Origin of the sequence: Geobacillus sp. 46C-IIa, from assembly GCF_014679505.1 — a bacterium.
In the GTDB taxonomy this organism is placed as follows: Bacteria; Bacillota; Bacilli; order Bacillales; family Anoxybacillaceae; genus Geobacillus.
Genome location: NZ_CP061474.1, coordinates 1790745 through 1816703, shown reverse-complemented (window position 1 = coordinate 1816703; position 25959 = coordinate 1790745). Strand labels below are relative to the sequence as shown.

The 25959-nt window shown below is 54.5% G+C and carries 37 protein-coding genes; 31 read left to right on the top strand and 6 right to left on the bottom strand.

Annotated features, from left to right (window positions below; genetic code table 11):
* Positions 1-103: 103 nt before the first annotated feature.
* The 12 genes from IC803_RS09120 (at position 104) to IC803_RS09065 (ending at position 8173) form a co-directional block, all read left to right on the top strand.
* Complete coding sequence (locus IC803_RS09120; protein WP_081207525.1) at positions 104-3859, top strand: dynamin family protein; 3756 nt, start codon at positions 104-106, stop codon at positions 3857-3859.
* Positions 3856-4044 (top strand): hypothetical protein, encoded by a 189-nt coding sequence (locus IC803_RS09115; protein ID WP_081207524.1) that lies wholly within the window; start codon positions 3856-3858, stop codon positions 4042-4044. Before IC803_RS09120 ends, IC803_RS09115 begins: the two co-directional genes overlap by 4 nt.
* The gene (locus tag IC803_RS09110; protein WP_081207523.1) at positions 4041-4313 is read left to right on the top strand and encodes a YpbS family protein; all 273 of its coding nucleotides are present in this window, start codon (positions 4041-4043) and stop codon (positions 4311-4313) included. Before IC803_RS09115 ends, IC803_RS09110 begins: the two co-directional genes overlap by 4 nt.
* Positions 4314-4431: 118 nt before the next feature.
* Positions 4432-5280, top strand: a complete 849-nt coding sequence (locus IC803_RS09105) for a sulfurtransferase (RefSeq protein ID WP_081207522.1) — start codon at positions 4432-4434, stop codon at positions 5278-5280.
* A gap of 102 nt (positions 5281-5382) precedes the next feature.
* Complete coding sequence (locus IC803_RS09100; RefSeq protein ID WP_008879304.1) at positions 5383-5532, top strand: hypothetical protein; 150 nt, start codon at positions 5383-5385, stop codon at positions 5530-5532.
* A 137-nt stretch (positions 5533-5669) separates the two neighbouring features.
* Entirely contained in the window at positions 5670-6197 is a 528-nt protein-coding gene (locus IC803_RS09095) for a TlpA family protein disulfide reductase (protein WP_081207521.1), read from the top strand.
* A 123-nt stretch (positions 6198-6320) separates the two neighbouring features.
* Positions 6321-6452 (top strand): FbpB family small basic protein, encoded by a 132-nt coding sequence (locus tag IC803_RS09090; protein WP_011231055.1) that lies wholly within the window; start codon positions 6321-6323, stop codon positions 6450-6452.
* A 55-nt stretch (positions 6453-6507) separates the two neighbouring features.
* Positions 6508-6651, top strand: coding sequence for an acid-soluble spore protein N (locus IC803_RS09085; RefSeq protein ID WP_011231056.1), 144 nt, complete (start codon positions 6508-6510; stop codon positions 6649-6651).
* A 29-nt stretch (positions 6652-6680) separates the two neighbouring features.
* Complete coding sequence (gene tlp / locus IC803_RS09080; RefSeq protein WP_063166027.1) at positions 6681-6908, top strand: small acid-soluble spore protein Tlp; 228 nt, start codon at positions 6681-6683, stop codon at positions 6906-6908.
* A gap of 112 nt (positions 6909-7020) precedes the next feature.
* Positions 7021-7437: an acyl-CoA thioesterase gene (locus IC803_RS09075; protein WP_081207520.1), complete on the top strand. Its 417-nt coding sequence runs from the start codon at positions 7021-7023 to the stop codon at positions 7435-7437.
* A 14-nt stretch (positions 7438-7451) separates the two neighbouring features.
* Positions 7452-7769, top strand: coding sequence for a hypothetical protein (locus IC803_RS09070; RefSeq protein ID WP_081207519.1), 318 nt, complete (start codon positions 7452-7454; stop codon positions 7767-7769).
* On the top strand, positions 7766-8173 hold the full coding sequence (locus IC803_RS09065) for a hotdog fold thioesterase (RefSeq protein WP_081207518.1): 408 nt from the start codon (positions 7766-7768) through the stop codon (positions 8171-8173). Before IC803_RS09070 ends, IC803_RS09065 begins: the two co-directional genes overlap by 4 nt.
* A gap of 24 nt (positions 8174-8197) precedes the next feature.
* On the opposite strand, the gene IC803_RS09060 is transcribed toward IC803_RS09065, so the two are convergent.
* Entirely contained in the window at positions 8198-8488 is a 291-nt protein-coding gene (locus tag IC803_RS09060; RefSeq protein ID WP_081207517.1) for a HesB/YadR/YfhF family protein, read from the bottom strand.
* A gap of 182 nt (positions 8489-8670) precedes the next feature.
* Here IC803_RS09060 and IC803_RS09055 point away from each other — a divergent pair, with 182 nt between their 5' ends.
* Together IC803_RS09055 and IC803_RS09050 are read left to right on the top strand one after the other, a co-directional pair.
* Positions 8671-8820 carry a hypothetical protein gene (locus tag IC803_RS09055; RefSeq protein ID WP_190304185.1) on the top strand — a complete coding sequence of 50 codons (150 nt, stop codon included), beginning with the start codon at positions 8671-8673 and terminating at the stop codon, positions 8818-8820.
* 294 nt (positions 8821-9114) lie between these two features.
* A complete protein-coding gene (locus tag IC803_RS09050) occupies positions 9115-10053 on the top strand; it encodes a magnesium transporter CorA family protein (protein ID WP_081207516.1) in 939 nt (312 codons plus the stop codon).
* 62 nt (positions 10054-10115) lie between these two features.
* On the opposite strand, the gene IC803_RS09045 is transcribed toward IC803_RS09050, so the two are convergent.
* Positions 10116-10709, bottom strand: coding sequence for a DUF502 domain-containing protein (locus IC803_RS09045; protein WP_081207515.1), 594 nt, complete (start codon positions 10707-10709; stop codon positions 10116-10118).
* A gap of 181 nt (positions 10710-10890) precedes the next feature.
* Between IC803_RS09045 and IC803_RS09040 the strand changes: the two genes are divergently transcribed.
* The 4 genes from IC803_RS09040 to IC803_RS09025 all read left to right on the top strand — a co-directional run bounded on the left by IC803_RS09040 (position 10891) and on the right by IC803_RS09025 (position 14942).
* Positions 10891-12330, top strand: a complete 1440-nt coding sequence (locus IC803_RS09040; RefSeq protein WP_081207514.1) for an NAD(P)/FAD-dependent oxidoreductase — start codon at positions 10891-10893, stop codon at positions 12328-12330.
* A 194-nt stretch (positions 12331-12524) separates the two neighbouring features.
* Positions 12525-13523 carry a biotin synthase BioB gene (gene bioB, locus IC803_RS09035; RefSeq protein ID WP_081207513.1) on the top strand — a complete coding sequence of 333 codons (999 nt, stop codon included), beginning with the start codon at positions 12525-12527 and terminating at the stop codon, positions 13521-13523.
* A 424-nt stretch (positions 13524-13947) separates the two neighbouring features.
* Positions 13948-14166: a YozE family protein gene (locus IC803_RS09030; protein ID WP_081207597.1), complete on the top strand. Its 219-nt coding sequence runs from the start codon at positions 13948-13950 to the stop codon at positions 14164-14166.
* A 131-nt stretch (positions 14167-14297) separates the two neighbouring features.
* Positions 14298-14942, top strand: a complete 645-nt coding sequence (locus IC803_RS09025) for a hypothetical protein (protein WP_081207596.1) — start codon at positions 14298-14300, stop codon at positions 14940-14942.
* Here IC803_RS09025 and IC803_RS18380 read toward each other — a convergent pair.
* Positions 14924-15046, bottom strand: coding sequence for a hypothetical protein (locus IC803_RS18380; protein WP_255396836.1), 123 nt, complete (start codon positions 15044-15046; stop codon positions 14924-14926). The two genes, IC803_RS09025 and IC803_RS18380, sit on opposite strands and share 19 nt — an antisense overlap.
* A 132-nt stretch (positions 15047-15178) precedes the next feature.
* On the opposite strand from IC803_RS18380, the gene IC803_RS09020 reads away from it, so the two are divergent.
* The gene (locus tag IC803_RS09020; protein ID WP_081207512.1) at positions 15179-15358 is read left to right on the top strand and encodes a YozD family protein; all 180 of its coding nucleotides are present in this window, start codon (positions 15179-15181) and stop codon (positions 15356-15358) included.
* Here IC803_RS09020 and IC803_RS09015 read toward each other — a convergent pair.
* The gene (locus tag IC803_RS09015; protein ID WP_223811948.1) at positions 15304-16515 is read right to left on the bottom strand and encodes a DUF2515 domain-containing protein; all 1212 of its coding nucleotides are present in this window, start codon (positions 16513-16515) and stop codon (positions 15304-15306) included. The genes IC803_RS09020 and IC803_RS09015 overlap by 55 nt on opposite strands.
* A 154-nt stretch (positions 16516-16669) precedes the next feature.
* Between IC803_RS09015 and IC803_RS09010 the strand changes: the two genes are divergently transcribed.
* Positions 16670-16987, top strand: a complete 318-nt coding sequence (locus IC803_RS09010; RefSeq protein WP_081207511.1) for a hypothetical protein — start codon at positions 16670-16672, stop codon at positions 16985-16987.
* A gap of 119 nt (positions 16988-17106) precedes the next feature.
* A complete protein-coding gene (locus IC803_RS09005; protein ID WP_168157884.1) occupies positions 17107-17271 on the top strand; it encodes a hypothetical protein in 165 nt (54 codons plus the stop codon).
* A gap of 35 nt (positions 17272-17306) precedes the next feature.
* On the opposite strand, the gene IC803_RS09000 is transcribed toward IC803_RS09005, so the two are convergent.
* Complete coding sequence (locus IC803_RS09000) at positions 17307-17465, bottom strand: hypothetical protein (RefSeq protein WP_017437412.1); 159 nt, start codon at positions 17463-17465, stop codon at positions 17307-17309.
* A 136-nt stretch (positions 17466-17601) separates the two neighbouring features.
* Here IC803_RS09000 and IC803_RS08995 point away from each other — a divergent pair, with 136 nt between their 5' ends.
* From IC803_RS08995 to IC803_RS08985, 3 genes are all read left to right on the top strand, one after another.
* Entirely contained in the window at positions 17602-18006 is a 405-nt protein-coding gene (locus tag IC803_RS08995) for a hypothetical protein (protein WP_081207510.1), read from the top strand.
* 281 nt (positions 18007-18287) lie between these two features.
* Entirely contained in the window at positions 18288-18998 is a 711-nt protein-coding gene (gene deoD / locus IC803_RS08990; RefSeq protein ID WP_081207509.1) for a purine-nucleoside phosphorylase, read from the top strand.
* A 33-nt stretch (positions 18999-19031) separates the two neighbouring features.
* The gene (locus IC803_RS08985; RefSeq protein ID WP_081207508.1) at positions 19032-19850 is read left to right on the top strand and encodes a M15 family metallopeptidase; all 819 of its coding nucleotides are present in this window, start codon (positions 19032-19034) and stop codon (positions 19848-19850) included.
* Positions 19851-20199: 349 nt separating this feature from the next.
* On the opposite strand, the gene IC803_RS08980 is transcribed toward IC803_RS08985, so the two are convergent.
* Positions 20200-20898: a class I SAM-dependent methyltransferase gene (locus tag IC803_RS08980; RefSeq protein WP_081207507.1), complete on the bottom strand. Its 699-nt coding sequence runs from the start codon at positions 20896-20898 to the stop codon at positions 20200-20202.
* 174 nt (positions 20899-21072) lie between these two features.
* Between IC803_RS08980 and IC803_RS08975 the strand changes: the two genes are divergently transcribed.
* The 7 genes from IC803_RS08975 (at position 21073) to IC803_RS08945 (ending at position 25873) form a co-directional block, all read left to right on the top strand.
* A complete protein-coding gene (locus IC803_RS08975; protein ID WP_081207506.1) occupies positions 21073-21963 on the top strand; it encodes a cation diffusion facilitator family transporter in 891 nt (296 codons plus the stop codon).
* A 221-nt stretch (positions 21964-22184) separates the two neighbouring features.
* A complete protein-coding gene (locus IC803_RS08970; RefSeq protein ID WP_081207505.1) occupies positions 22185-23141 on the top strand; it encodes a magnesium transporter CorA family protein in 957 nt (318 codons plus the stop codon).
* A 91-nt stretch (positions 23142-23232) separates the two neighbouring features.
* Positions 23233-23322, top strand: a complete 90-nt coding sequence (locus IC803_RS08965; RefSeq protein WP_078172624.1) for a YjcZ family sporulation protein — start codon at positions 23233-23235, stop codon at positions 23320-23322.
* A 192-nt stretch (positions 23323-23514) separates the two neighbouring features.
* Positions 23515-24444, top strand: a complete 930-nt coding sequence (gene rarD / locus IC803_RS08960) for an EamA family transporter RarD (RefSeq protein ID WP_081207503.1) — start codon at positions 23515-23517, stop codon at positions 24442-24444.
* A gap of 131 nt (positions 24445-24575) precedes the next feature.
* Positions 24576-24674: a YjcZ family sporulation protein gene (locus IC803_RS08955; RefSeq protein WP_011231081.1), complete on the top strand. Its 99-nt coding sequence runs from the start codon at positions 24576-24578 to the stop codon at positions 24672-24674.
* A gap of 33 nt (positions 24675-24707) precedes the next feature.
* Positions 24708-24839, top strand: a complete 132-nt coding sequence (locus IC803_RS08950; protein WP_020959727.1) for a YjcZ family sporulation protein — start codon at positions 24708-24710, stop codon at positions 24837-24839.
* A gap of 140 nt (positions 24840-24979) precedes the next feature.
* On the top strand, positions 24980-25873 hold the full coding sequence (locus tag IC803_RS08945; RefSeq protein ID WP_081207595.1) for a DUF1028 domain-containing protein: 894 nt from the start codon (positions 24980-24982) through the stop codon (positions 25871-25873).
* Positions 25874-25959: the final 86 nt, after the last annotated feature.

Genomic DNA, 25959 nt, shown 5'->3' with positions numbered 1-25959 from the left:
GCCAAACGAACGGGCGGGATTTTTTTGTTTTTCTATTGGGAAACGGGACGAAATACAGTAAAATGAATGTAAACGATATTGACGGAAGCAAGGGGTTTTGGTCATGGGACATGTTGCGACTGCGCGGCCGTCATTGCGGCCGTGGCTGGCGAAAATGATCGAAATGTATGAGCAGCTTCGGGAAGCCAATGACAAAGAAAATGCCGACAAAGTGAAGCAGCTTATGGAAAAGACGGCGTCCGGAGAGCTTGTTGTCGCGTTTTGCGGCCATTTCTCCGCCGGTAAATCGAGTTTGATCAATGCGCTGCTCGGCGAGCCGCTATTGCCGTCGAGTCCGATCCCGACGAGCGCCAATCTTGTGAAAGTGAAGGCCGGCCGGGATTATGTGCGCGTTTTTTACCACCGCGATGCGCCGGTCGAGTACGAACCGCCGTATGATCCGGACCTTATCCGCGCGCAATGCCGGGACGGGGAGACGATCGAATGGATTGAAATCAGCCGCGAAACGGACGCCATTCCGCCGGGAGTTGCCATCTTGGACACGCCGGGCATCGACTCGACGGACGACGCCCACCGGCTGGCGACCGAGTCCGCGCTCCATTTAGCCGATGTCGTCTTTTATGTCATGGATTATAACCATGTACAGGCAGAATTAAACTTTCAATTTACGAAACAACTAACGGATGAAGGGAAAACCGTCTATTTGATCATCAACCAAATCGACAAACATCGGGAGGACGAGCTGCCGTTTGCTGCGTTTCGCGCCTCGGCGGTTGAGGCGTTCCGGCGATGGGGAGTCGAAGCGGCCCGCTTGTTTTTTCTCTCGTTAAAAGCGCCGGCCCATCCGCATAATGAATGGCATGAGCTATCGGCTTGTTTGCGCCGGTTGTTTGCGGACAAAGATGAATGGCTCGTCCGCGGCGCTGAAACCGGGTTAAAGCGAATCGCCGCCCGCCATCTCGAACAGCTTTGCGTCCGTCATGAGCCGCTGGAACAAGAGATGCGCATGCAGCTTCAGGAGCTCGGCGGCGCCGGGGATGAAGCGGCGGCCATGGAGGAGCTCAGACGGCTGGAAGCGGAGCTTGTCGATTGGCAAACGGCGCCGGCACGGGCTGAGGAGGCTTTTCGCGTCGAACTGGAGCGCGTGCTGCAAAACGCCTACTTGATGCCGTTTGAGACAAGAGCGCGGGCTGAAGCGTACTTGCAGGCGATGCGGCCCGATTTTAAAGTTGGATGGTGGTTTGCGAAGGCGAAAACAGAAGAGGAGCGCCAGCGGCGGCTCGATGCGTTTTACGAAAGCGTCAAAGCGCAAGCGGAGGCGCAAATCGAATGGCACGTCCGCCAGTTGCTTCTTCGGTTTGGAAATGAATGGAGCGCTGAGCGCGCTTGGCTTGGCAAGTGCCAGCAATGGACGGTGGGGTGGGAGAAAGGGCTGCTCGCCGGTCTCGTCAAACAAGGCGCGGATACAAGCGGTGCGGCGCTATTAAATTATACGGACGAGGTCGCTGCGGCGCTGAAAAAAGGTTACCGCGATTCGGCGCTCGCTTTGTTTGCGGAGCTCGCGGACCAAGTTGCCAAACAGGCAGCCGCTCACACGGAAGCATTGAGCAGCGAGCTTTCGAAGGCGCGCGAAAAAGCGGAGCTCATCAGCCGCCTCGCCCGCCTCAAAGCCGAGCGGGAAGAGCGCCAACGTGCGTTTAGGCAGCTGATCGCCGCCCCGGGCGATGCCGCAGCGCTTGATGAGAACCGCCTTGCCGCGCTGACCGCGCCGCCTGATTTCCGCAAGGCGCGCCATATGGAACCGGCAAAACAGCAAGCCGCAGCTGAGCCGGCAGCCGATCATGCCGCTAAAGAGCAAGCGCTCGGTCGGAGAGGGGGGGCGGCTGGCGGCGGAGTGGAGAACGAAAGAACGGGTGAATCCCGTACGCCGTCAGCCGGTGGAAAGCGGCGGAGTGAACAGGCCGCCGGCCGGCTTGATGAAGCGGCGGCTTACCTTGAACAAACGGATTTGTTGCGCCGTTTCGCCGCCCCGTTGCGCGACAAGGCGCGCCGGCTCCGTGAGCGCGCGTTTACGGTCGCTTTGTTTGGCGCTTTCAGCGCCGGCAAGTCATCGCTTGCCAACGCCTTGCTCGGCGCACCGCTTTTGCCGTCCTCGCCGAACCCGACGACCGCCGCCATCAGCAAAATCGCGCCGCCTGACAAAGAGCATCCGCACGGTACCGCGATCGTGAAAGTGAAAAGCGAACCGCAAATTTGGGCTGATGTGCAAGCATCGCTCAGCCAGTTCGGCCATGCGGCGAATACATGGGGGGAAGCGCTTCGCCTTTGCGCCCGCCTCGCCGAGTCTGGTGCCGAACATCCGGCGCAAAAGCCGCACGTCGCTTTTTTGGCGGCCGCTGCGGCCGGCTATGAGCGGATGTGCGGTCGATTTGGGGCAACGCTGCCGATCCGTTTCGAGGAGCTGGAAGGGTATGTGGCGGATGAAGCGGTGTCGTGTTTCTTAGATGAAGTCGTGCTGTATGCCGACTGTCCGCTCACCCGCCAAGGAGTGACGCTTGTCGATACGCCGGGAGTTGATTCGTTAAACGCCCGTCATACCGGAGTGGCGTTCCATTATATGAAGCATGCCGATGCGCTGCTGTTTGTGACATACTACAACCATGCGTTTTCGAAAGCGGACCGCGAGTTTTTGCTTCAGCTCGGGCGCGTCAAAGATGCGTTTGCCCTTGACAAAATGTTTTTCATCATCAATGCGGCCGATTTAGCCCAGTCGAAGGAAGAACTTGATGCTGTCGTCGCCTACATGAGCGGTGAGCTCGCCCGGTTTGGCATCCGCTTTCCGCGCCTTTATGCGCTCTCAAGCCGCATGGCGCTGGCGGAAAAAACAGGGGCGGAGCCCGGGCCGCGCGGCGTCTTGACGGACTCCGGCTTTCCTGCCTTTGAAGCAGACTTTTTCCGCTTCTTGACAGAGGAGCTGGCCGAGGTGGCGGTCGAGAGCGCCTACGCCGAGCTCGAGCGGGCGCATCAGACGGCGGCGGAATACGCGCGGGCCGCCGGGCAGAGCGAGGCGGAAAAAGCGGCGAAGCGGCGGGCGCTTGAGGCGGTCAAGGCCAAAATGCGCACCGTGCTCGCCGATGCTGGCGATGCTTACGGCCGACAAGCGCTCGGCCAAGAAGTCGACGAACTGCTTTATTATGTGAAACAGCGCGTCTTTTTCCGCCTGAATGACACGTTTAAAGAGGCGTTTAATCCGGCGGTGCTCCGCGACGACCAAGGCTCGGTGCGGCGGGCGCTTGAGCGTTGCCTCGATGAGCTGCTGGCGTCCGTTGGCTTTGATCTGGCGCAAGAGCTGCGGGCGACGAGCTTGCGGGTTGAGGCGTTTTTGCATAAACGGCTTGCCGAGCAGTTTGCCCGTCTGGGCAACGAACTTCGCCGCCTTGATGGGGCGCTCGCCCTCGTGCCGCCGGAGCCGTTCGCTTTTGCGGCGCCGGAGTTCGCCAACGCCCTTAGCGATGTAGATCGGGCGCGGTTTGCCAAGGCGCTTTCGCTCTATAAAAACGCAAAATCGTTTTTTGAGCGCGATGAGAAGCGGCGGATGAAAGAAGAGATTGAAGCAGCGCTCGTTGAGCCGGTTGATCGATATTTGGCCGAGCAAAAAGAGCGGCTCGTCTCCGCATACGCCAAGCAATACGAGGCTGCCGCCGCCGCGCTTGCCGCCGCGCTCGCCGACCAAGTCGACAGCTATATGGACGGTTTCATGGCGGCGCTCGCCGAAACGGCGGACTCCGAGGCGCTCGGCCGAATCGAAGCGGCGCTTTTCGGACTTCTTTCGAGAGAAGACCGGGAGGCGCGCCGATGAACCGGTTTCATGCTTGTGCGACATGCATCTACTACGGCATCGAAAAACGGGCCGACGGGCTGCACACGTATTGCCGCCGGCTTGGCTATGCGACGAAACCGAACTACCAGTTCAACTGTTGGACACCGAAACCGAACGTCCAGCGTTTGATGGAAAAAGAAGCAAGAAAGGACGAGAACCATTGAGTGAAGTGCATCAAGCGATTACCGCCCATGTACAAAAACAGCATGCCGTCTTGAAAAAGTTTGTCATGCTCGACGCCGAGCGCGAGCGGCATATCGAAGAAGCGGTCGAGCGGTGCCGCCGCGGCGAGCCGTTTACGGTCGAGCTGATCAACGAAGTGACGAAACAAATGAACGAGCTGGCTAAAGGCGGCCTCGTGCCGGCGCGCCGATACGTGACGCCGGAAATGGTGCGCGACTATGTGAGTCGGCTTGAAGGGAAGCGACCGTAACAGCAAGGAACATATAAGACGGCCATTAAGCTAGAGCCCATAGGGGTGGTGCCGACTGGCGCGCATGAATCCCGTGGGCAGGTTGATCGGCAGGCAAAACGAAAAGAGGGAGAAGAACATGGCGTCTCTTGTTTCCCACGAATGGCTGCACGCCCATTTGTCCGAGGAAAACATCTGCGTTCTTGATTGCCGGTTTTGGCTCGGTGCCCCGTCTAAAGGCGCGGCCGTTTACCAGGACGATCATATTCCCGGTGCGGTGTATATGGATTTGGAGCGCGATTTGTCCGGTCCGGTGGCGGAGCATGGCGGACGTCATCCGCTGCCATCGGCCGCTCAAGCAGCAGCCGTGTTTGGCCGCGCCGGCATCGATGAAACGGTGACGGTCATCGTCTACGATGATCAAGATGGGGCGATGGCCGCGCGCTGTTGGTGGCTGCTTCGCTATTTCGGCCATGAGCGCGTTTACGTGTTAGACGGCAATTACAGCGAATGGAAAAGGAAAGGGCGCCCGGTGACGGACGCTATTCCTGCGGTAGCGCCGCGGCGGTTTCAGCCGCGGCCCGACCGGTCATGGCTCGCAACGGTCGACGAGGTGCGCGCCGCTGTGCGCGACCGCTCGGCCGTGCTCATCGATTCGCGCGAGTGGAAGCGGTACATCGGTTTGGAAGAACCGATCGACCGCCGTCCCGGCCGCATTCCGGGAGCGGTGCACCGGTTTTGGAAAGATGGGGTGGAAGAAGGCGGCTACTGGAAACGCGCAACCGATCAAGCGGCGCGATTCGCCGACCTTGACCGCGGGACGCCGTTGATCGTCTACTGCGGCTCCGGCGTCACCGCCTGTCCGAACGTGCTCGCCTTAAAAGAAGCCGGCTACCGAAATGTCCGGCTGTATGTCGGCAGTTTCAGCGATTGGATTTCCTACTTGGATCATCCGGTCGAAACGGGCGATCCATCATCTTCTGCATAGGTGTTTTCTAAACGTCTAGCTACGAGCGCTTTGGCCTGTGCATAGTTTTTCTCCGGCGGGCGATACTATGCGTGAACCGACTGAACAAGAGGAGGAGAGCGCATGGGCCGGACAAAGCTCGGCAATGCTAATGCCCAACGGAACAACAATGCGAAAAAGAAAAACGGCTTTAACGAATGGACGAGCGAATTCGCTTCCTACGCTGAAGTGGAAGCGGAAAAAATGAAAAATGACCATAAGAACATCCGGTAACGACGAGGGCGCGCCCCTCGTTTTTTTGTCGTGAGCAGCAGCGTTGGCAAAGACAAACGTATGTGCTATAATCATGGACAGAACGGCAAAGGGCGCTGGACGCGAAGCGGGGCGCTGGCCGGCAGGGAGGGAAGAAGGTGCGAAAATGGTTGGTCGTTCTTTTGTTTTTAGCCGTCACCGGATACGGCCTTTGGGATGCGATGGCCGCCGAGAAACCGAATGAGACAAGCGAAACCGAAATCGGCCCGGAAATCGGCCATGCAGCCCCCGACTTGACGCTGCCGACGCTTGGCGGCGAGCCGGTCAAGCTCTCCGATTTGCGCGGCAAGGCGGTCGTCCTTAACTTTTGGACGTCATGGTGCCCGCCGTGCAAAAAGGAAATGCCGGAGCTTGAGAAGTTTTACAAACAGCATGGCCGTGAAGTTGCGTTGCTCGCTGTCCATCTGACCACACAAGATACGCTCGATAACGCGGAGCGATTTGTGAAAAGCGAGAAGCTGACGCTGCCGGTCGCTTTCGATGTCCGCGGCGAGGCGCTCCATCAATATCGGGTTCAAACGATTCCAACGACTTATATCATCGACCCGAACGGCGTCATCCGGCAAAAAATCGTCGGTCCGGTGACCGCCGCTCAGCTCGAGAAAGAAACAGCGCTCTTTCGTTAACTATCAGCTGGTTTTAGCGAAAGGGCTTTTTTCTTGATTCGTTATTTTTCGAAAAGTTGTCATAATTTTTATCTTTTTTGGGCATGAATAGGATTACAATAAAAATGAGGGGAGGTTGGAGCGATGAGACGATCCCGCAAAATGACTCTCCAAGAATTGATCAGCGAGAATAAGCGACAATTGTTAAATGACCGGGAAGCGCTCGAAAAGATCGAGAAAAAGCTGGAAGAGCGGATGCTCAAGAAAGCAGAATAACCCATGCATAGCGGTCCTCCGGGCGGACAGACTAGATGGCGAGGAGGCGAAGATGATGAGCAATCCGAAAGGAAGCCGCAAACATTTTGTGCCGAACCATATCGGAACACAGCCTCGCGCCGCCGGGGGAAACAAAGGCAAACAAATGCAAGACCAGTCCGGCCAGCACGCCCAAGTCATCCAAACGAAGGGTGAATGAACCGAAACTCGCGTGAAGGAGGAAGCGTCATGCCACGTCCGAAACCGGATGACCGCAGCGACAACGTTGAAAAGTTGCAAGATATGGTGCAAAATACAATTGAAAACATCGAAAAAGCCGAAGAAACAATGCAGTTTGCTTCCCCCGAAGAGCGGGAGCAAATTCGCGAGAAAAATCGCCGCCGCGAAGAAGCGATTGCCGCCATGCGCGCGGAAATTAAGGATGAAGCGGCTGCGCGTGAACACGGCTACCAATAAACGAAGCTGCCCGAATCGGGGCGGCTTCATTTTTTTCTTGCCGCTTGAGCGAGCCAACGGACGAGTGGTAACATAAAGAGGAGGCCCGGCAAAAAATGGAGGGAGAACGAACGTGAAAGTAGCAGAAAAACAAATCGAGGTGCGCTATGCGGAAACGGACCAGATGGGCGTCGTGTACCATGCGAACTACTTAGTTTGGATGGAAGTGGGGCGCACGGAGTTAATCAAACAGCTTGGCTTCCATTACGCCGAGATGGAGAAAGAGGGCGTCATTTCGCCGGTCATCGACTTGCAAGTGTCGTACAAAAAACCGCTTCACTACGGGGAGACGGCGACCGTCCGCACATGGATCGACGCTTATGACGGCATCCGTGTCACGTATGGATACGAAATTCTCGCCCCGGACGGCGAAGTGGCGGTGACCGGCAAGTCGCAGCACGTTTGCGTCAAGCGCGAGACGTTTCGGCCGATCGTCATTCGCAAATATTTTCCCGATTGGCACGAAGCATACGAGCGGGCGAAACGGTAAAGGGGATCGGTGCGATGGCGTTTGGCATCCGCCGGCATGAACTCGCGGCGTGGAAAGAGAAAGTAAAGCGCGGGGAAATCGCCTTTTTGACCCATTATTGGTATGACGAACGGTTTCCGCATTGCACGACGGTGACGAAAGTCGGCTGCGGCGACATCGATAAGCTGGCCGCTTGGGGGCGGCAATACGGGCTGAAAGAAGAGTGGATCGACCGGCGCAACGAGTTTCCGCACTTTGATTTGCTCGGTGAGACGCAAGCGCGCATTTTGCGGCAAGAAGGGCGGCTTGATGAGCTGGAACGGTTTACGAAACGGGGGAAGAAGGGATCATGATCGATTTGACAGCTGTGAAAGAAATGGCGAAACATACGTTAATTGATACGCTTGGCATCGAACTGGTCGAGCTCGGCGAAGGACGTGTCGTGGCAACGATGCCGGTCGACCGGCGCACGCACCAGCCGGCCGGGCTCCTGCATGGCGGCGCCTCGGTCGCGCTCGCTGAAACGGTGGCGAGCATCGGCGCGTATGCGCTTGTCGATCCGCAAACAGAAAACGTCGTTGGATTGGAAATTAATGCAAACCATATTCGCGCTGTCCGCAGCGGAACGGTGACGGCAACGGGAACAGTGCTGCACCGCGGCCGGACGACGATGGTGTGGGATATACGCATCACTGATGAACAAGGGCAGCTCGTCTGCGTCTCCCGCTGCACGATCGCCATCATTCGAAAAAGCTAGCGCCAAGGCTAGCTTTTTCGCCGTTTATTGGAGCAAAAATATCGGTTCATCGCCTTTTTCGTCCAAATCGATCGTCAAATCGCGCCCGTCAAAATACCATTGGTCGCTGTCTTCGACAAAAAAGGTCACGCCATCAACCGTCGTCTGCGCCGCTGGCTCTCCTGCCGGCTCGTCTTTCGCCATGCCGAGCGAAAACCCTTTTTGCACGGTGCTGCATCCCCCGTAGCGGGCGAAAAAGCGAATCGCATCGCCTGGCTTCAGTCCGAGCTCCCGCTTGTACCAATCAAACGCTTTTTTCGTGATCACAATGTTCATGGCTTCCCCTCCTCACTTGTTTATTATAAGCGAATAGGCGGCGGCCGGTAAAATGATTGTGTGAACATTGGCTGACAATGTTAGGATCAAACACTTTCCACAAAGTGGCGGCCTCTTGCCTTCATTCGCCCGAGTAAAATAGCGGATGGCGGCAAACAGTAATAGCGAAGGAGGTGAGGGCGGTGAATAAAAAACGGCCATTTGCGCTAAGCTACGAATCCGACGGGGTGATGGGGAAGAAAAACAGCAAAAAACATCCGCACCGCTCGGAACGACAACCAACCGGCAAACAAGCGCCCGATTTTTTCAACACGACGCCATCAAGTGAATAAGGCGGCCGGAACAGCAATGGTTTTTGATGAATAAAGTAGCCAGTAGGCTGCTTTTTTTCATGGCAGCTACTATACAAACGGGCCGGTCCGCGCTATCATTATTTGAGGGATATTTTTTGAAAGGAGTGGCGTTTTCGTATATGAGTAGTTCAAGCTCGAACGAACCGGAACCCGAATATAGCGGGGAACGCGGCCTGTTCCTTTTCTCGCCCGCTGCTCATCATACGAAAACGGGCTCCGGGCGGAAAGGAAGAGACGCCGCCTTCCTCGCGTGAAAAGGAGGAAGGATGCCAGATGATGAAAATGTATTTGTCCGATGCCAGCGGCAAAATGCGGGAAATTGACCAGATTGAAAACGGCTGCTGGATCAACCTCGTCGCCCCGACGGAGGATGAAATTCGTTACATCGCCCACCATTTGGACATTCCGATCGACTCGATCAAAGATGCACTTGACGACGAAGAGCGGTCGCGCATCGAAAAAGAGGATAACCATGTGTTGATGATCGTCGACATCCCGATCGTCGCCCATGACGAAGTCGACGGCCCGATGTACGAAACGATTCCGATTGGCATGATTATTACGAATACGTGCTTTATCACCGTCTGTTTGCAAGAAAATCCGATTTTTGAGGAATTTTCAAAAAACAAGATCAAAAACTTTTACACGTTTATGAAAACGCGGTTCGCCTTGCAAATGCTCTACATGATTTCGACGTATTATTTGCGCTATTTGAAGCAAATCAACCGACGGACGAGCGAAATCGAAAAAGAGCTGCACCAGTCGATGAAAAACAAGGAGCTGTTTTCGCTTCTTAGCATGGAAAAAAGCTTAGTGTATTTTATGACGTCGCTGAAAGCGAACAATATCGTCATGGAGCGGCTCATGCGCCTAAACTATTTGCGCATGTACGAAGATGACCAAGATTTGTTGCAAGATGTCATCATTGAAAACAAGCAGGCGATCGAAATGGCGGAAGTATACAGCAGCATTTTAAGCAGCATGATGGATGCGTTCGCTTCGGTCATCTCGAACAATTTAAACATCGTGATGAAATTTTTGACCGCCATTACGATCATCATTTCGCTGCCAACGATGGTGGCGAGTTTTTACGGCATGAACGTGCCAATTCCGTTCCAGCACTCCCCGTACGCCTTTGCCGTGGCTATGGTGCTTGCCGGTTCGCTGTCGGCGGCGACCGCGTACATCTTTTGGAAAAAACGATATTTTTGACGGTCGAACGGATTCTCGTCAGCAAACACGTGTTTCGGCTGGCAATATGAACGGCTGCCCTGTCATTGGGGCAGCCGTTTTTGCTTGCGGGCCGCGACGCCGCCGGAGAGGATAAACTTCATTGCCTCTTCCGGCGAGATGTCAATGACTTCGACCTGCTCTTTCGGGACGAGAAGGGTAAGCCCGGCGACTTGAAACGTCTGTGGAATATAGACAGCCACATAATCGGCAAGCGGATCGTGCCAGGCGCCGACATCGTCCATTGTAATAAAACCGAGGCATTTCCAGCCGCTCTCGGGCACCGTAACGAGCACGACTTGCGAAAATGACCGTTTTTCCCCGACAAAGGAAGCGATCGTATCTTTAGCGACCGAATAAACGGTCTTCATCAAAGGAATGCTTTCAAGCAACCGATCGACAAGCCGAATGAGGCGGCCGCTCACATATTGCGTCGACAGCCAGCCGCACACCGTGATGAGCGCAACCGTGGCGAGCAAGCCAAGGCCGGGGATGTAGCGGCCATCTAAATACGGGCGGACGTACTGGCCAAGCAGCCCGTCCAACAAAGCGAACACTTTGTAGCACACATAGACCGCCAACAAAATCGGCACGATCGTCAGCATGCCGTTTACAAAATTTTTTACAAAAAAGCGCATCCGTTCTCCTCCCTTTCCTTATGTCTTCTCTCACCATACCAATTTTTTTCGTTTTGCACAACTAGCAATAAAATCGAACGTTCATGACCATTTTTGCATTAAAAGTTCGTATTTTTTCTTGACGAATCAACGAATGTCTCGTATACTTCCGAATGGAATAGAAGAAATGGGGGATGGCACAATGACCAATCATTACGATGTGATTGTGGTCGGCGCCGGGCCGGCCGGTATTTTCACCTGTTACGAACTGACGCTCAAACTGCCCGGAGCGAACGTGCTCCTGATTGACAAAGGGCATGATATATATCGGCGCAACTGTCCGATTTTACAGAAAAAAATTGAGAAATGCCCGCCGCCGGCCGGCAAAAAAGATTACGCCGGCTGTGTGCCCGCCTGTTCGATTACGAACGGCTTCGGCGGGGCTGGGGCGTATTCGGATGGCAAGTTCAACATCACGAGCGAATTCGGCGGCTGGATGACCGATTATTTGCCGGCCTCAACCGTGCTTGAACTCATCCGTTATGTGGATGAAATCAACTTAAAACACGGGGCGACGACGTCGATTACCGATCCGATGACAGACAAAGTGAAAGAGATCGAGCGGCGCGCTTATGCCGCTGGGCTGAAGCTGCTGCGGGCTTATGTCCGCCATTTAGGAACAGAGCAAAACTTAGCGATTTTACAAAGCATTTTTGAATATTTGCGCGAGCGGATTGCGATGCGCTTTCAAACAGAAGTGGATGATATCGTGACGGAACGGACGGAAGGCGGCCATGAAGTGAAAGGGGTCATGCTGAAAAACGGTGAAACGTTGACGGCGGAAAAAGTCGTCATCGCCCCGGGGCGCGACGGCTCGGTCTGGCTGAACAAAGTGTTGCGCAAGCGCCGTCTGCGGATGATTAACAACCAAGTTGATATCGGGGTGCGCGTCGAAACGTCGAACATTGTGATGCAGGAAATTAACGAGCATTTATATGAAGGAAAATTTATTTTCAACACGTCAGTGGGGACGCAAGTGCGGACGTTTTGCAGCAATCCGTCCGGGCATGTGGTCGTCGAAAACCATTCCGGGATTATGCTTGCCAACGGCCATGCGTACAAAGATCCGAAGCTCGGCAGCGACAACACAAACTTTGCGCTCCTTGTCTCGCATAAATTTTCTGATCCGTTTGATAAGCCGAACGAATACGCCCGTGACATTTCCCGGCTGGCGAACGCCTTGTCTAACGGCGGCATCATCGTGCAAAAATACGGCGACATTTTAAAAGGGCGGCGATCGACGGAGAAACGGATCAAGGAAGGGTTTATTGAACCGACGTTAAAAGAAGCGGTGCCGGGCGATTTAGGCCTTGTCCTGCCGTACAACACGATGAAAAGTTTAATCGAAATGACAGAAGCGCTCAATCATGTCACTCCGGGGCTCGCGTCTGAGCATACGCTGTTTTACGGCGTTGAGGCGAAGTTTTATTCAGCGCGGCCAAAACTGAACGATCGGTTTGAAACGGAAATCGCCGGGCTGTATGTCGGCGGCGACGGCGCCGGCATTACGCGCGGCCTCGCTCAGGCGAGCGCTTGCGGCGTTTGGATCGCCCGCGACATCGTTGAAAAATTGACGCGCTAAGTAAAGGAAACCGGACGGGCTGTCCAAAAAAACGACGGCCTGTTTTTTGCGCTGGCTGAGGGCGGAGTTCACAACACTAAGGTTGTTGCTGTTTGGCTGCTGCGCATATTAGTAAACCGATAATAAAAATAAGTTGACAATCATTCGGCCCGTTCGTTACGATAAATGTAATGATGGGAAAGGGGAGAGGAAAAATGGCCAACTGGTTGTCGTTAGCCGAACAAGTGATTGAAGGGTACGAACTGGCTGATGAAGAGGCGTTGGCGATGCTCGACTGTCCGGACGAGGAGTTGCTCCTTCTTTTGCAAGGGGCATACCGGATCCGCTCAACTTATTATGGCAATAAGGTGAAATTGAACATGATCATTAACGCCAAATCCGGCCTTTGCCCGGAAAACTGCGGCTACTGTTCGCAGTCCGCCGTGTCGACGGCACCAGTGAAGACGTATAAAATGATCGATAAAGAGACGCTGTTGCGCGGGGCCGAAGAAGCGCACCGTTTGCGCATCGGAACGTATTGCATCGTCGCGAGCGGCCGCGGGCCGAGCGATAAGGAAGTAGACGCGGTCGTTTCCGCTGTCAAAGAAATTAAGGAACGGTTCGGGCTGAAAGTGTGCGCCTGCCTTGGGTTGCTAAAACCGGAGCAAGCTGCGCGGCTGAAAGAGGCGGGGGTGGACCGCTACAATCATAATATTAACACGTCGAAACAACACCATCCGCATATTACGACGTCCCATACATATGATGATCGGGTGCGGACGGTCGAAACGGTGAAGGAAGCGGGGCTTTCGCCGTGCTCGGGCGTCATTATCGGCATGAAAGAAACGAGGCAGGATGTTGTCAATATGGCGCGCAGCCTGCGGGCGCTCGATGCCGATTCGATTCCCGTCAACTTTTTGCATGCGATCGACGGGACGCCGCTCGCCGGAACGAATGAATTGAATCCGCGCTATTGCTTAAAAGTATTGGCGCTGTTCCGTTATATGAACCCGACAAAAGAAATTCGCATCGCCGGCGGACGAGAAGTGAATTTGCGCTCGCTTCAGCCGCTCGGGTTGTATGTTGCCAACTCCATTTTCGTCGGCGATTATTTAACAACTGCCGGGCAGGAAAAGTCGGCCGATTACAGGATGCTCGAAGACCTTGGGTTTGAGATCGAGTTTGCTCCGGCGCCGCAAGCCGGCGCTGTATAACGGTTGAGGGGTGGCCTCAAAGGCCGCTTTTCCTTAGGAAAGATGGAAGGTACGGTATTACCGAAGTGTTCAGCGCGTATCTAGCAACGGATAAGGGTGTCCCGGCTGCTTTCGGGGCACTCTTTTTCATGCGCGCCGCTCGAGGTGGTGACAGGCGGAGGCGGCATGCCGGGAGTGGCGGCCGATGCGCGGGGGCTTTATGATCGAAGGCAGCCCGATTAGTGGGGGAGGCTAGGATATTCGCGCTTCTTCGCTCGTATTACGGAAAGGATGGTTGCATTTGGATTCATGAAAGTCTTCTATCTTTGGCATGAAAAGCAGGCTTAGCGCGTACGATGGCAATACAAGCGGCGAAAAAAGGCTTCACAAACATGAAAAAGCTCATTATAATAGCAACAAAGAGAAAGGAAGAGGATGGGGAAGCATGGCAAGATCGTTTTACCGCTATTTATTGCGCTTCCGCCACGGGCGTGAAGAAGACCCAGTCGTGCGGTTTGCGAACGGGGCGTATGACGACCACAGCTTTCCGAAAGGATCGGCGGATTATGAAGAATTAAGCGGCTATTTGGAGTTACACGGCGACTATTTGGAAAGCATGGTCATTTTTGATGAACTGTGGGAGCAGTTTTTGCACGAAGCGTAACTAGGAAAGCGCTCCTGTTTTGTATATTGGTAGCGCTTTCAAACCGCTTTTTCCGCGCTGGCAAAGGTGTCCACCCTTTCATGCATGCATATACTATACTAACCATTTGTTCAAAAGGGTGGGAGATGCCGATGAGCGCGCCGAAACGCCCGAAATTTTCCGTCGGCGATATCGTTGTCAACACATTGTACGGAACGGTCGGAACCGTTACCGATATCCAACAAATTGACGGCACGTTTTTATACGAAATTAACCATGGCCACAGTTTGTTTACCGAGCAGGCACTCGTTTTATTGTCTGAGTTTACAGGCGATTTATGGATCGCTGAGGAAATTGAAATTGAGCTGCCGTTTTTCCTTGGTGAAATTGTCCGCGTCCGCGATTATGGCGGCCATTTGTTCAAAGTCGTCGGGGTGCGGACGGAAATTTACCGCTACTACGGGGAAGGATGGGAAGAGACGATTTATGAATTGAAGCGGCTGACGGACGGCTGGGAAATTGAAGTTCATCTTGAAGACATTATTCCGCTTGCCGACGGGGAGGAAACGTTCGTCACGCTCGTGCAGGACATTGTGATCGCCACACCGATGAACGCGTCGCTTTTGCTGCCGCCGGCTCATGGCGAAAACAGCGGACCGTCGGTCGACGAGCTGCTCGATATGTACAACGACTATAAAGCGCTGTATGAATGGTTTGGCGATGATCAATATAAACGGATGATGGAAACGGTTGTTCAGCGTTTACAAGCGATCGTCAATCACCATAATAGAAATTGACAAAGAATAAAGAGAAAATATGGAATGCCGGCGAAGATGACGAGCGCAGCCAGCCCGTTGACAACTGTTTCCATCATTTTATCCAATGCAGTCAGCTTGTCCATTTCGTTCCGCCCTCCGTATGTTTGTTTTGTTTAGTACATATGTATGGGGAAGACGGAAAAAGTAGTACAACATGATTTTTGACATAAAACGGAAGGCGGCGACATACAACATTACAAAGGGGGCGAGATGCGGTGAAGGAAATTGAAGTGATTATTGATACGGAGGAAATCGCCGAGTTTTTTTACCAAGAACTCATTCGCCGCGGCTTTGTGCCGACGCAGGAGGAGCTTGAGGAGCTCGCTGATATTACGTTTGACTATTTGCTAGAAAAATGCATTATCGATGAAGAAATTGATGCCGACGACGAGTAACCCTCGTCGTTTTTATGATGTTCGAGGCGGGGGGAGACGCCCGCCGGCTTGGCCGCCGCGATGGCGGCCGCTTTCATCATGGCCAAATGCCGCTTGTAACGGTCTGTCATTTCGCCCGAGGCCGGCAGCGGAAGCGTTTCAAGCGCCCGCATGATCTTGTCATCAGTGAACCAGTCGCGCCGGTCGCCAAAAGAGTGCGCAAGATCCGGCCAGGCGGCCTCGAGACGAGGACTGTACAGGCGGCGTCCATCATATGTTGCGGCAAACGTTTGCGGCCAATAGTCGGCGCGCGAGCCGCTATGGGGAACGCAGCGGGCAAAGCGGTAGGCGCGGCGAAACAGGCGCGGGTCAAACAGCAGCAAACTGTACAGCGTTTTGCCGATGTGAATGCGGTGATAAACATCAGCAAAATCGCGCACAGTCGTTCCAACTAAAGGGCCGCTGCGGCCGCGGGCTAGAGGGATGAGCACATCATTGAACCCGAGCCATTGCTCGGCGATAAACGGCCAGCTCGACAGCACGCGGGCGCGGAAAAACGGGTGTTCAATGACGCGAAGCTGGATGTACTGCTGTTCGTTAATAATTAAGGCGACGGTAAGCAGCGCGGCGTCGCCCGTTTCCCAAAAATGTTCCCAAAGCGGCTTCATAAACGAAGAGACGGAGAAAAACGGCAGCAAATGAAACAGCGGCGCTCCTTGACGCTTGCTTTCCTCATACAACAAAAGCTGCGGATAAGCGTCGTGAAAAATGAGCGCATTGGCTCGCTCCAAAAACAAAAAGAGCGGTGCGACCGTTTCTTTTGGCAACAACAACGGGAGGAGGCCGCCGCGCAAGTCGGTCATGTTCCAGCCACCGTTACGCGAGACGAGGTGAGCCAAAAACGCCCAGTGCATTTCCAAGTGGCGCTCGAAAAACGCCAAATAGGCCGCCGTACGCGTGACGTTGTTGCGGTTATGTTCCGCTGTTTTCTGCCGGATGGCGTCGACGATGGCTGCTTCCTCGGCACTGAGTTGCCTAGGCGGCGAAGAGGAAAGACGGGCGGTCATCATGCGGCGGAGCAAGTCGGCATCGGCGAGGCGAACCGGGTGGCGGTATAAAAAAGAGCGGTACGCGTATTGGAGCGGGCGGCGCAATAAGGCGAGCAGACGAGTCGGCATCCAGTGTCCCTCCTTGCATAGATCGCGGATTTTGTCAAAAGACTGCGACCGCTTCGACAAAAGGTGCGCCGTTTTGCCGAAGGAATCGACAAACGCAATCACTAATAGTATAGGATACAGACGGTCGATTATCAGGGGAAGGGAGAGGAAAACAATGGTTCGTTTATGGGGGAAAAAGATGTGGATGGCAAAACGCGCTTATGAAGCGGCCATTTTTCAAACGCCTCGCTTCGGGGAAACGAGAGGCTATCGTCAAGTATGCCGGCTTACGGTGACGGCGGCTGATCACCACGAGGCGCTGTCGATCTTGTACCGAATGTTTAACGTGGCGGATTTGATGCCGAAAAACTGCCAGGCCCGGTTTATGGGGACGGGCGATATTGTGCTCATCGATGAAGGACGGAAAGGACAGACGTATTACCGCCTCTGCCCGGATGGCTGGCAACCGGTGGAGCGCCAGCGTGTTTGTTGACGGAATATTCAAAAATATAATCGCGCGTTGATGGCTGATGGTGGTATAATAAAAGAAAAAATGCCGAATAAAGCCTGGCGGTTTAGGGAACGGATAAGAAAGGAAAGGGGGCGGATTCGGTGGAAAATCACAGCCAGCGCCGCGATGCGCCGACGGTGGCGCCAGGAATTGATGATGACGAGGAGCTGAACGAAAAAGCAACGAAAGAAGAAATCGAACGCGGAGACTATACGAGAGTCGTCACGCTTGCTTGGGACGAAGTCGAACCGTCGGAACCGCGATAGAAACCCTTGTGTGGCACAAGGGTTTCTACGATTAATTATGATTCGGGGTTATCGTGATGGCCTGGACCGTTTTTCCGGCCGCCGGCGGCGGAATATTCTTTGGCGTGCGCCGCGTCTTCGGCGATCAACGCCTCTTTTGGAATATGGTTATTCTTTTTCTGCCCGTTGATGCGGTTGCGGTGTTTTTTGCCCATCGTTTTCCCTCCTTGAACCGTTGTCGTCGTTAGTGTATGCGGCAAAAGGGGGGTTCATCGGCGGAAAATGTTTGCAAGCGGCCTTAGACGGGCGGGGCTGAATAAAAGAGAAGAGATGTGGGAAGGGGACGAAACGATGGCCGCACTTGCGTTGTCGCTGCTTTTATGTGTTGTCTTGATCGCCGCGTCGCTTTGGATCAAAGGGCAGGTCGAGCGGTTTTTGTTCCGTTGGAGAAGCATTCCTCTTCTCCACGCCGCCAATATCGTCGCCGTTGTTGCCATCGTGGCTGTTACGTACTATCGGCTTGGCGGCATTGACGTTTACTTGCGCGACTTGGCCGATATCAGCGGATTTTGGTACGTTTTCGCCGGAGCGATGCAGCTGATTTTGCCGCTGTATTTGCTCGCTTGCTGGCTGCTCGCTAGGCGGCGCAGGCGCGAGAAGAAATATACGCGCAGCAAAGATAAAAAAGTGCTGTATATCAACGAAAGGTATTTGGCGCGCCGCCACCGCGACGATTACCGTTCCAAAACGTCATAAAAGGGAGAGCAGTTCTCCCTTAAAATTTTGTCTTTTCTTTTTTTGACGTCGACGGTTGGTTGTTTGCTTTTGACGACGGATTTGTTTTATTGGCGTATTCCACCGCCTGCTCCAGTTTCTTTTTCACCGTCTTTCCTCCTTTCCCGCCAAGTGGGCACGAATAGTATACCCGCTCGCTGCCCTAGCTACTCGAGACGAGACTGCCATTTTCCGCAAACATATGATATGATAAACAAGAGTCTGACTTGATCATGATCGTTTGAACAGAAGGAGGAATCGCATTGAGCGTACATATCGGAGCAAAACCAGGGGAGATTGCCGAGCGCATTTTGCTGCCGGGCGATCCGCTGCGTGCCAAATATATTGCTGAGACGTTTTTAGAAGGAGCAGCATGCTACAACGAAGTGCGCGGCATGCTTGGTTTTACCGGAACGTATAAAGGGCACCGCATTTCCGTACAAGGAACCGGGATGGGTGTGCCATCCATTTCAATTTATGTCAATGAATTAATTCGAAGTTATGGAGTAAAGACGCTCATCCGTGTCGGAACGTGTGGAGCGATTCAGCCGGATGTGCGCGTGCGCGACGTCATTTTGGCGATGAGCGCATCGACGGATTCGAACATGAACCGGCTCATTTTCCGCGGCCGCGATTACGCGCCGACGGCTGATTTCCACTTGCTGCGGACGGCGTATGACGTTGGCGTGGAAAAAGGGCTGGCGCTCAAAGTCGGCAACGTCTTTACGGCAGATCTGTTTTATAACGATGAGCCGAACTGGGAAACGTGGACTCGCTACGGCGTGTTGGCTGTCGAAATGGAAACGGCGGCGCTCTATACGCTGGCGGCGAAATTCGGCTGCCGGGCGTTGTCTGTGCTGACCGTGAGCGATCATATTGTCACCGGGGAAGAGACGACGGCCGAAGAACGGCAAACGACGTTTAACGAGATGATCGAAGTGGCGCTTGAAGCGGCGATCCGCAGCGGTGTGTAACGACTTGCTAGGAAACGGAAAAGGGGAAGACGAATGAAGCAGCGATGGCAAGCGGCAATGCTGGCGTGCCTATTGCTCGCCGGCTGCCAAACAGGAGAAAGCGGCGACCGCAGCCCAGCCGGCCCATCCGGGCAGCCTCCGGAAAGCGCGGTGCAGCCCGGAGGCGGTGAAGCGGGCAAAACAGACGACCGTCCGGTTGACCCCGACTTGCAGCTTGAGGAGAAATATTGGAACGTCATCAAGGTGCAAAATGGGCAAAAAGTGATCATGAATCCGGACAACATTTTAGTGCTCGTCAATAAAGAACAGTCGCTTCCGCCCGGCTATAAGCCGGCCGACTTAGTCGTGCCGCGCGTGCCGTTTTCTTTTGATGACCCGAAGGCAGAAAAGCGGCATATGCGGGCTGAGGCGGCTGCGGCGCTTGAAGAGATGTTTGCCGCTGCCCGCCGCGACGGCATTGAGCTTGTGGCCGTCTCTGCTTATCGGTCGTATGAGCGGCAACAAGTGATTTTTGCCGAAGAAGTGCGGCAAAAAGGGGAAGAAAAAGCCGTTCAAGTGGTCGCTCATCCGGGGCAAAGCGAGCACCAAACCGGGCTTGCGGTCGACATTAGCAGCCGCTCGGCCGGCTATCAGCTGACGGAGGCGTTCGGAGCGACAAAAGAAGGGCAATGGGTTGCCGCCCATGCGCACGAGTACGGGTTCATCATCCGCTACCCGAAAGGAAAGGAAGCGGTGACCGGATACAAGTATGAGCCGTGGCACCTTCGCTATGTCGGACGGAAGGCGGCCGCAGTGATCAAAGAGCGCGGCTTGACGCTTGAAGAATATTTTCAAACAGTAAAAAAAGTGTAAGCAGAACTAGAAGGCCGGTGAAAAACGGCTGTCACGAGCAAATCAGCGGCATTTCGCCAAAAAAGAAGGCTGATTTCTCAAGGTTTTTCTAATTGAGAAACAGCTGGAACTAGCAGTATTTTGTACGAAATCACCAGCCTCCTAGAGCTCAAAAAGTTTTGACGGGGGTGTCCCAAAAGCAGTGGGGCCCCTTTTTTTCATTGCCGTATACACGATGAACGTTTCCTGCAGGACAACATTTTATGCCTCTCATGGAGAAAGGCGTCCTTTTAGGCCAGCTGCGCTGTTCACTGACTCGAAAGAGGACATCCTTATTTTGTTTGGCGCGGCGGCGATGGCTGCATGAAGGTTATGTTTCGCACCAAAAGACGCAATAGCCGAGCCGGTCGCCGAATTGCGCCGTCAGCTGTTGATGCGTCTGCCACATATTGGCCATCTCCGGCGTCGAAGGAAAGGCGATGATGAGCGGCGCCCCTTGGATCGGCGCTTCCGCCGCGGCTGTGTAGGAAAAATGGCGGCAGCAGAATCCGCTTTGTTCAAGCGTCCCTTTCCACTCGGCCGGTGTCATCAGCTGCCGGAAGCCATAAAAGGCGGCGATTCGCTGCTGCGCGGCGGCGGTTAACCGCTCATGGCATGCTTCGATGCCGATGAACGTGCCGCCTTTTTTGAGCACCCGGCGAATTTCGGCGAGCGCTTTCGGCAGTGAAACGAAGGAGAGCACCGACTCGGAAAGCGCGAGGTCAAACGTTTCTACGGGAAACGGCAGCGCTTCGACCGAAGCGCGGTGCAGACGAACCGGAACAGCCATGGCGGCAAAGCGCTGCTTCGCTTTAGCGATCATTGTTGGATGGAGATCGATCGCCGTCACATCCGCCCCGTACTGCCCGGCAATATACGCTGCGGTCTGTCCCGTTCCGCAGCCGACGTCAAGCACCGAGGATGAACGGTCAATATGAAGTTTACGTAATATATTTTTTGTTAACTCAAAGCCGCCTGGATGGGCGCCGTCGATCCCCATTTCCGCCAACCAGTCCAAATACGAAGTCATCTGTTTCTCCCCTTTTCGCTTGAATTGGTTTATCATACGCAAAAGAGTTCGATTTTGTTTTTAGGAAAAAAAGTTTGCTTGTCTCTATACTCGTGAAGGGAGGCAATTTTCTTGCTGTAGACTCAACCGATATCAAGCTGGTACACTGATACGTGCAAGAATGAAACGGCTAGGTTGGTGAAGCATGTGGAATGGAAACAACGGGCTGAGGCCGGCGCGCTGTTAAGCATCGCTGTTTATCTTCTGCTGGCGGCCGGCAAACTTCTCGCCGGGACGGCGGCTGGATCGGACGGAGTGAAGGCGGACGGCTGGAACAATTTGAGCGATGTGATCGCTTCAGCGGCCGTCTATATCGGCATGAAAATCGCCAAAAAACCGCGCGACCGCAATCATCCGTACGGACATTCGCGGGCGGAGAACATCTCGTCGCTTGTAGCTGCCTTTTTGATGATGTCGATCGGCATTGATGTTGTCATCACCGGCATAGGTACGCTTCTTCATGGTGGAAAGAAGGCTGCCCCTGATTGGCTGGCGGCGGCGGTCGCCCTCGCCTCGACAGCAGTCATGCTCCTTATTTACGCGGTCAATACCCGGTTGGCGCGGCGGACGAACAGTGCCGCGCTCGCCGCCGTGGCGAAAGACAACTTATCGGATGCCCTTGTCAGCGCTGGAGCGGCGATCGGCATCGTCGGGGCGCGGCTCGAGTGGCCATGGCTTGACCCGCTGGCGGCGCTCATCATCGGCGCGATCATTTGCAAAACGGCATGGGAAGTTTTTATGGAAACGGCGCACACGTTGACCGACGGTTTTGATGAAAGGAAGCTCGCCGTTTACCGCGAAGAAATCGCTGCGGTGGGCGGTGTGCGTGATGTTGCCGACATTAAGGCGCGCACGTTAGGCAACGATATTGTGCTTGAAGTGACGATCCGCGTCGATTCGCGCTTAACAGTGGCGAAAAGTCATGAAATCGCCGACGAAGTCGAACGGCTGATGAAAAAACGGCATAACATCCGGGCGACGCACGTCCATGTCGAGCCGGAAGCGCGTGTGGATCGGCAAGGGTAGGCCACCTGCTTGCCGGTGTTCCGCAGCGGGCGTTTCCGGTACAGCCGACGCCGGATCGATTTTCTAAGGTGTTGGCCCGCTTGGCAGGGAAGCTGTTGTTTGCTTCATCGGCCGAACGCTGCCGTGCCGGCGCTAGTTTGTTTTTAACGGCGGACGCGGAGTAGTTTTGTGGCAAGCAGCAAACAATAGAACTAATCCTATGATAGAAAGGACGTCATCCTATGGCGACGAACCACTCTCCTCGTCTGCTGCCAAAAGGAACATATGAACGCCATGCGCCAGCGGGCGGCCAATCGTGCTGGTTTCATTTTACCGCCGCTGTCAAACCCGATTTGGAGCGGCTTCTCTCGTCCTTGTCGATTCACCCGCTCGCCCAAAAACGGCTGATCGACGGAACGGACATCCCAATCGTCGATGAGTACGAAGGATGCGTGTTCCTCTCCTTGTTTATCATCCGTCCGTCCGGTCGGACGGCAAACGTTCGCCTGCTCGCTGCACAACAGCATATCATCAGCTACATGGATGAGGATGACCCGTTCATCGGCCATGTGAAAGAGCGGCTGTTAGACCATCGCAATCAGGCGCTTTATCCCGGGTATGTGTTATATCATTTTCTAGACTTGGCCGCCATCCGCTTTTTGCAAGTCGTCGACCAAATTGCCGACCGCATTCAAGCGCTCGAACGGCAAGTATTTGCGACCCCGTTTGCCAATGAAATCGGACGTGATATTTACCGGATGAAAACGTATCTTCATGAGCTGAGGCAAGTCGCCGAAGCACAGGAAGAGGCGATCAAAACGATCCGCCATGCCGAGCTTCCGTACATTAACGCGGAAACGAACCCGTATATCGACGAGGTGGCATCCCGATTCGCCCGCGTGCCGGCAGCGCTCGATGCGTTTAAAGAATCGCTGTCCGCCATTTTTGATTTGCAGCTGTCGCTTAAGTCCGACCATATGAACGTTATTATGAAGACGTTAACATTAGTGAGCGTCATTTTTTTACCGATGACGTTTATTGCCGGCGTCTATGGCATGAATTTTACGTTCATGCCGGAGCTGAAATGGAGATACGGTTATCCGCTCGCGTTGCTCCTTATGGCTACTGTCGCCGCGCTTATCGCCCTCTATTTCAAACGAAAAGGCTGGTGGGGGGAGACGGGGACGAAAGAAAAATAGGTGTTTTTCCGGAAAGATGGGCATTTGCCCGGCCATTTGGGCGGGTGGGCGCATATGATGGCCCCGTGAATCCATAAGGGAGGTGCCCGCTATGAGCGGTTTTGTCAGCAACGGTTATACACTTGTGATCGTCTTGTTCATTTTATTGATTATTGTCGGTTGTGTTTGTGTCGGTTGGTAAGCGGCGGTCTGGAAAAATAGAAAAGCGGAGACAGGCAAAACAGTGCGGCCAAGCAAGGCTGCAAGGGAACGGGGACGGGCGCCGCCCCGTTTTGATGTTGCCCGGCGGGCGATGTGGATGTGTTTTTGATAGATAAAATAAGGCGGCGGCGGTATAATGGAACGGAGATACCAAAGAAAAGGGGACAGTGACGTGGGGCATCTTCGTGAAGAAAAACAAGGGATCCTATATACGGCCGCCTCGTATTTGTTATGGGGGGTGCTGCCGCTCTATTGGAAGCTGCTTGAGGCGCGTCCGGCGCTTGAGATTTTGGCCCATCGCATCATTTGGTCGTTCGGCTTTATGGTTATTCTTTTGGCGGCGACTGGACGGCTCACTGCCTGGCGCCAAGAACTTAGGGCGATGCGCCGCCGGCCGGCGCTAGCGTGGGGGATTGCCGCCGCTGCGCTGCTCATTAGCGCCAACTGGTTTATTTACATATGGGCAGTGACCCATCACCATATCGTTGAAGCCAGCCTCGGCTATTACATCAACCCGCTTGTCAGTGTGGCGCTCGGGACGGCCGTATTGAGCGAACGGCTAAGCGCTGGACAATGGCTCGCCTTTTTTCTCGCTGCGGCCGGCGTGGCCGTGATGGCAGTGGAATACGGTTCATTTCCGTGGGTGGCTCTATCGCTCGCTTTGTCATTCGGATTTTACGGCTTAGTGAAAAAGTTGGCGAGCGTTGACTCATCCGTCGGTCTGACGTTGGAAACGATGGCGGTGATGCCGATTTCGGCCGTTTACTTATTATGGCTATATAACGAAACGCCGGCGCTCGTCGGGGCAGCGGCATGGTGGCAATGGGTGCTCCTTGCTGGGGCTGGGCCGGCCACCGCTGTGCCGCTTTTGTATTTTGCCAAAGGGGCAAAGCGCGTGTCGATGACAATGCTCGGCTTTTTGCAATACATTGCGCCGACGATCAGCCTTCTCCTTGGCGTTTTTTTGTTCGGTGAACCGTTCACGAAAGCCCATTTGTATGCATTCAGTTGCATTTGGGCGGCGTTGATCCTGTTTTCTATCGTACAAATGAGGCAGGCGCCGGAGCGAAAAAAGTGGAAGCGAAATTCGCTGCAAGCGTAACGGCGGTCCGGGTGACGGGCCGCCTTTCTTTTTGCCCCCGCGCGGCAAATACCCATTTTTGCCGAAACACCTAACCAATTCCCCGCTTCGTGAATAGTCTACTAGTACAAAAACGAAGGAGGTGCTGGCAAATGGGTGCAGCTTACGGCGGCGGGTTTGCGCTGATCGTCGTTCTGTTCATCTTGTTAATTATTGTCGGATGTGCATGTATTGGTGGTTGGGTGTATTAATGAACCCTACCTGTTAGCAAGGAGGTGACGAATATGCCATATGGCTTCTACGGCTGGGGCGGCTATGGCTTCGGTTATCCGGGTTACGGCGGTTACGGCTTCGGTTTCGTGTTGATCGTCGTCTTGTTTATTTTGCTCATTATCGTCGGGGCAACTTGGTGCTAAGCTGATGATGGGCAAGCGGGGGAGGCGGCCGGGCAACGGCCGTTTCCCCCGTCATTTTTTTGAAAGAGGCAGGAAGACCGGGGGGAAGAGGAGAAATATAAGGAGAATAAAAAATTCAGCGCAACGTGGAGGGCGGGAAAATGAAACGCATTCCGAAAGACGTGGTCGCAACGTTTTCGATCGTCGCGTTCGATCCGGCGACCGGGGAGCTTGGCATTGCTGTCCAGTCGAAATTTTTAGGTGTTGGCGCGGTCGTGCCATGGGCGAAAGCAGGCGTCGGGGCGGTGGCGACGCAGTCGTACGCCAACACGTCGTACGGCTCGCGCGGCCTCGAGTGGATGGCCGAAGGAAAAACGGCGCAAGAAACGCTCGAACGGCTCATTGCCGATGACAGCGAGCGCGATTTGCGGCAAGTCGGCATCGTTGACGCCAAAGGCCGGGCGGCAACGTTCACCGGGAAAAAATGTTATCCGTGGGCCGGCGGCATCACCGGTCCGAACTATGCAGCCCAAGGCAACATTTTGGCTGGAGAGGAAACCGTGTTGGCGATGGGAAAAACGTTTGAACGGACGAAAGGCCCGCTCGCCGAACGGCTGTTAAAGGCGCTCCAAGCAGGCCAGGCGGCAGGAGGGGATCGCCGCGGCCAACAGTCGGCCGCCTTGCTTGTCGTAAAAGAAGGAGGGGGATACGGCGGCTACAATGACCGTTATATCGATTTGCGCGTCGATGACCATCCGCAACCGATCGAGGAGCTGATCCGCCTGTATCAATTGCGGCAGCTGTATTTCGAGAAGCCGCGGCCGGAGAAGGTGGCAGCGATGGAAGGAGCGGTCAAGGAGGAAGTTATCACCGAGCTGGTCCGCCTTGGCTATTTGCCGGAGGAAAAAACGGAGGACAGCGAGGCGCTCCACCAGGCGCTGACGGCGTATATACATACGGAAAACTTTGAAGAGCGCGAAGCGGGAAAAGGAAAGATCGACCTTGACGTGCTGGCGTATATGAAACAACAGCCGTCGCCAAAGGCGGCGGACTAAACAGCAGCCGGTTGTCAACCGGAACGTTTTGCGGCTCGGCCGTTTTGACATCGTCGCAATGAAGGATGCCCCGAATGATGGGCATC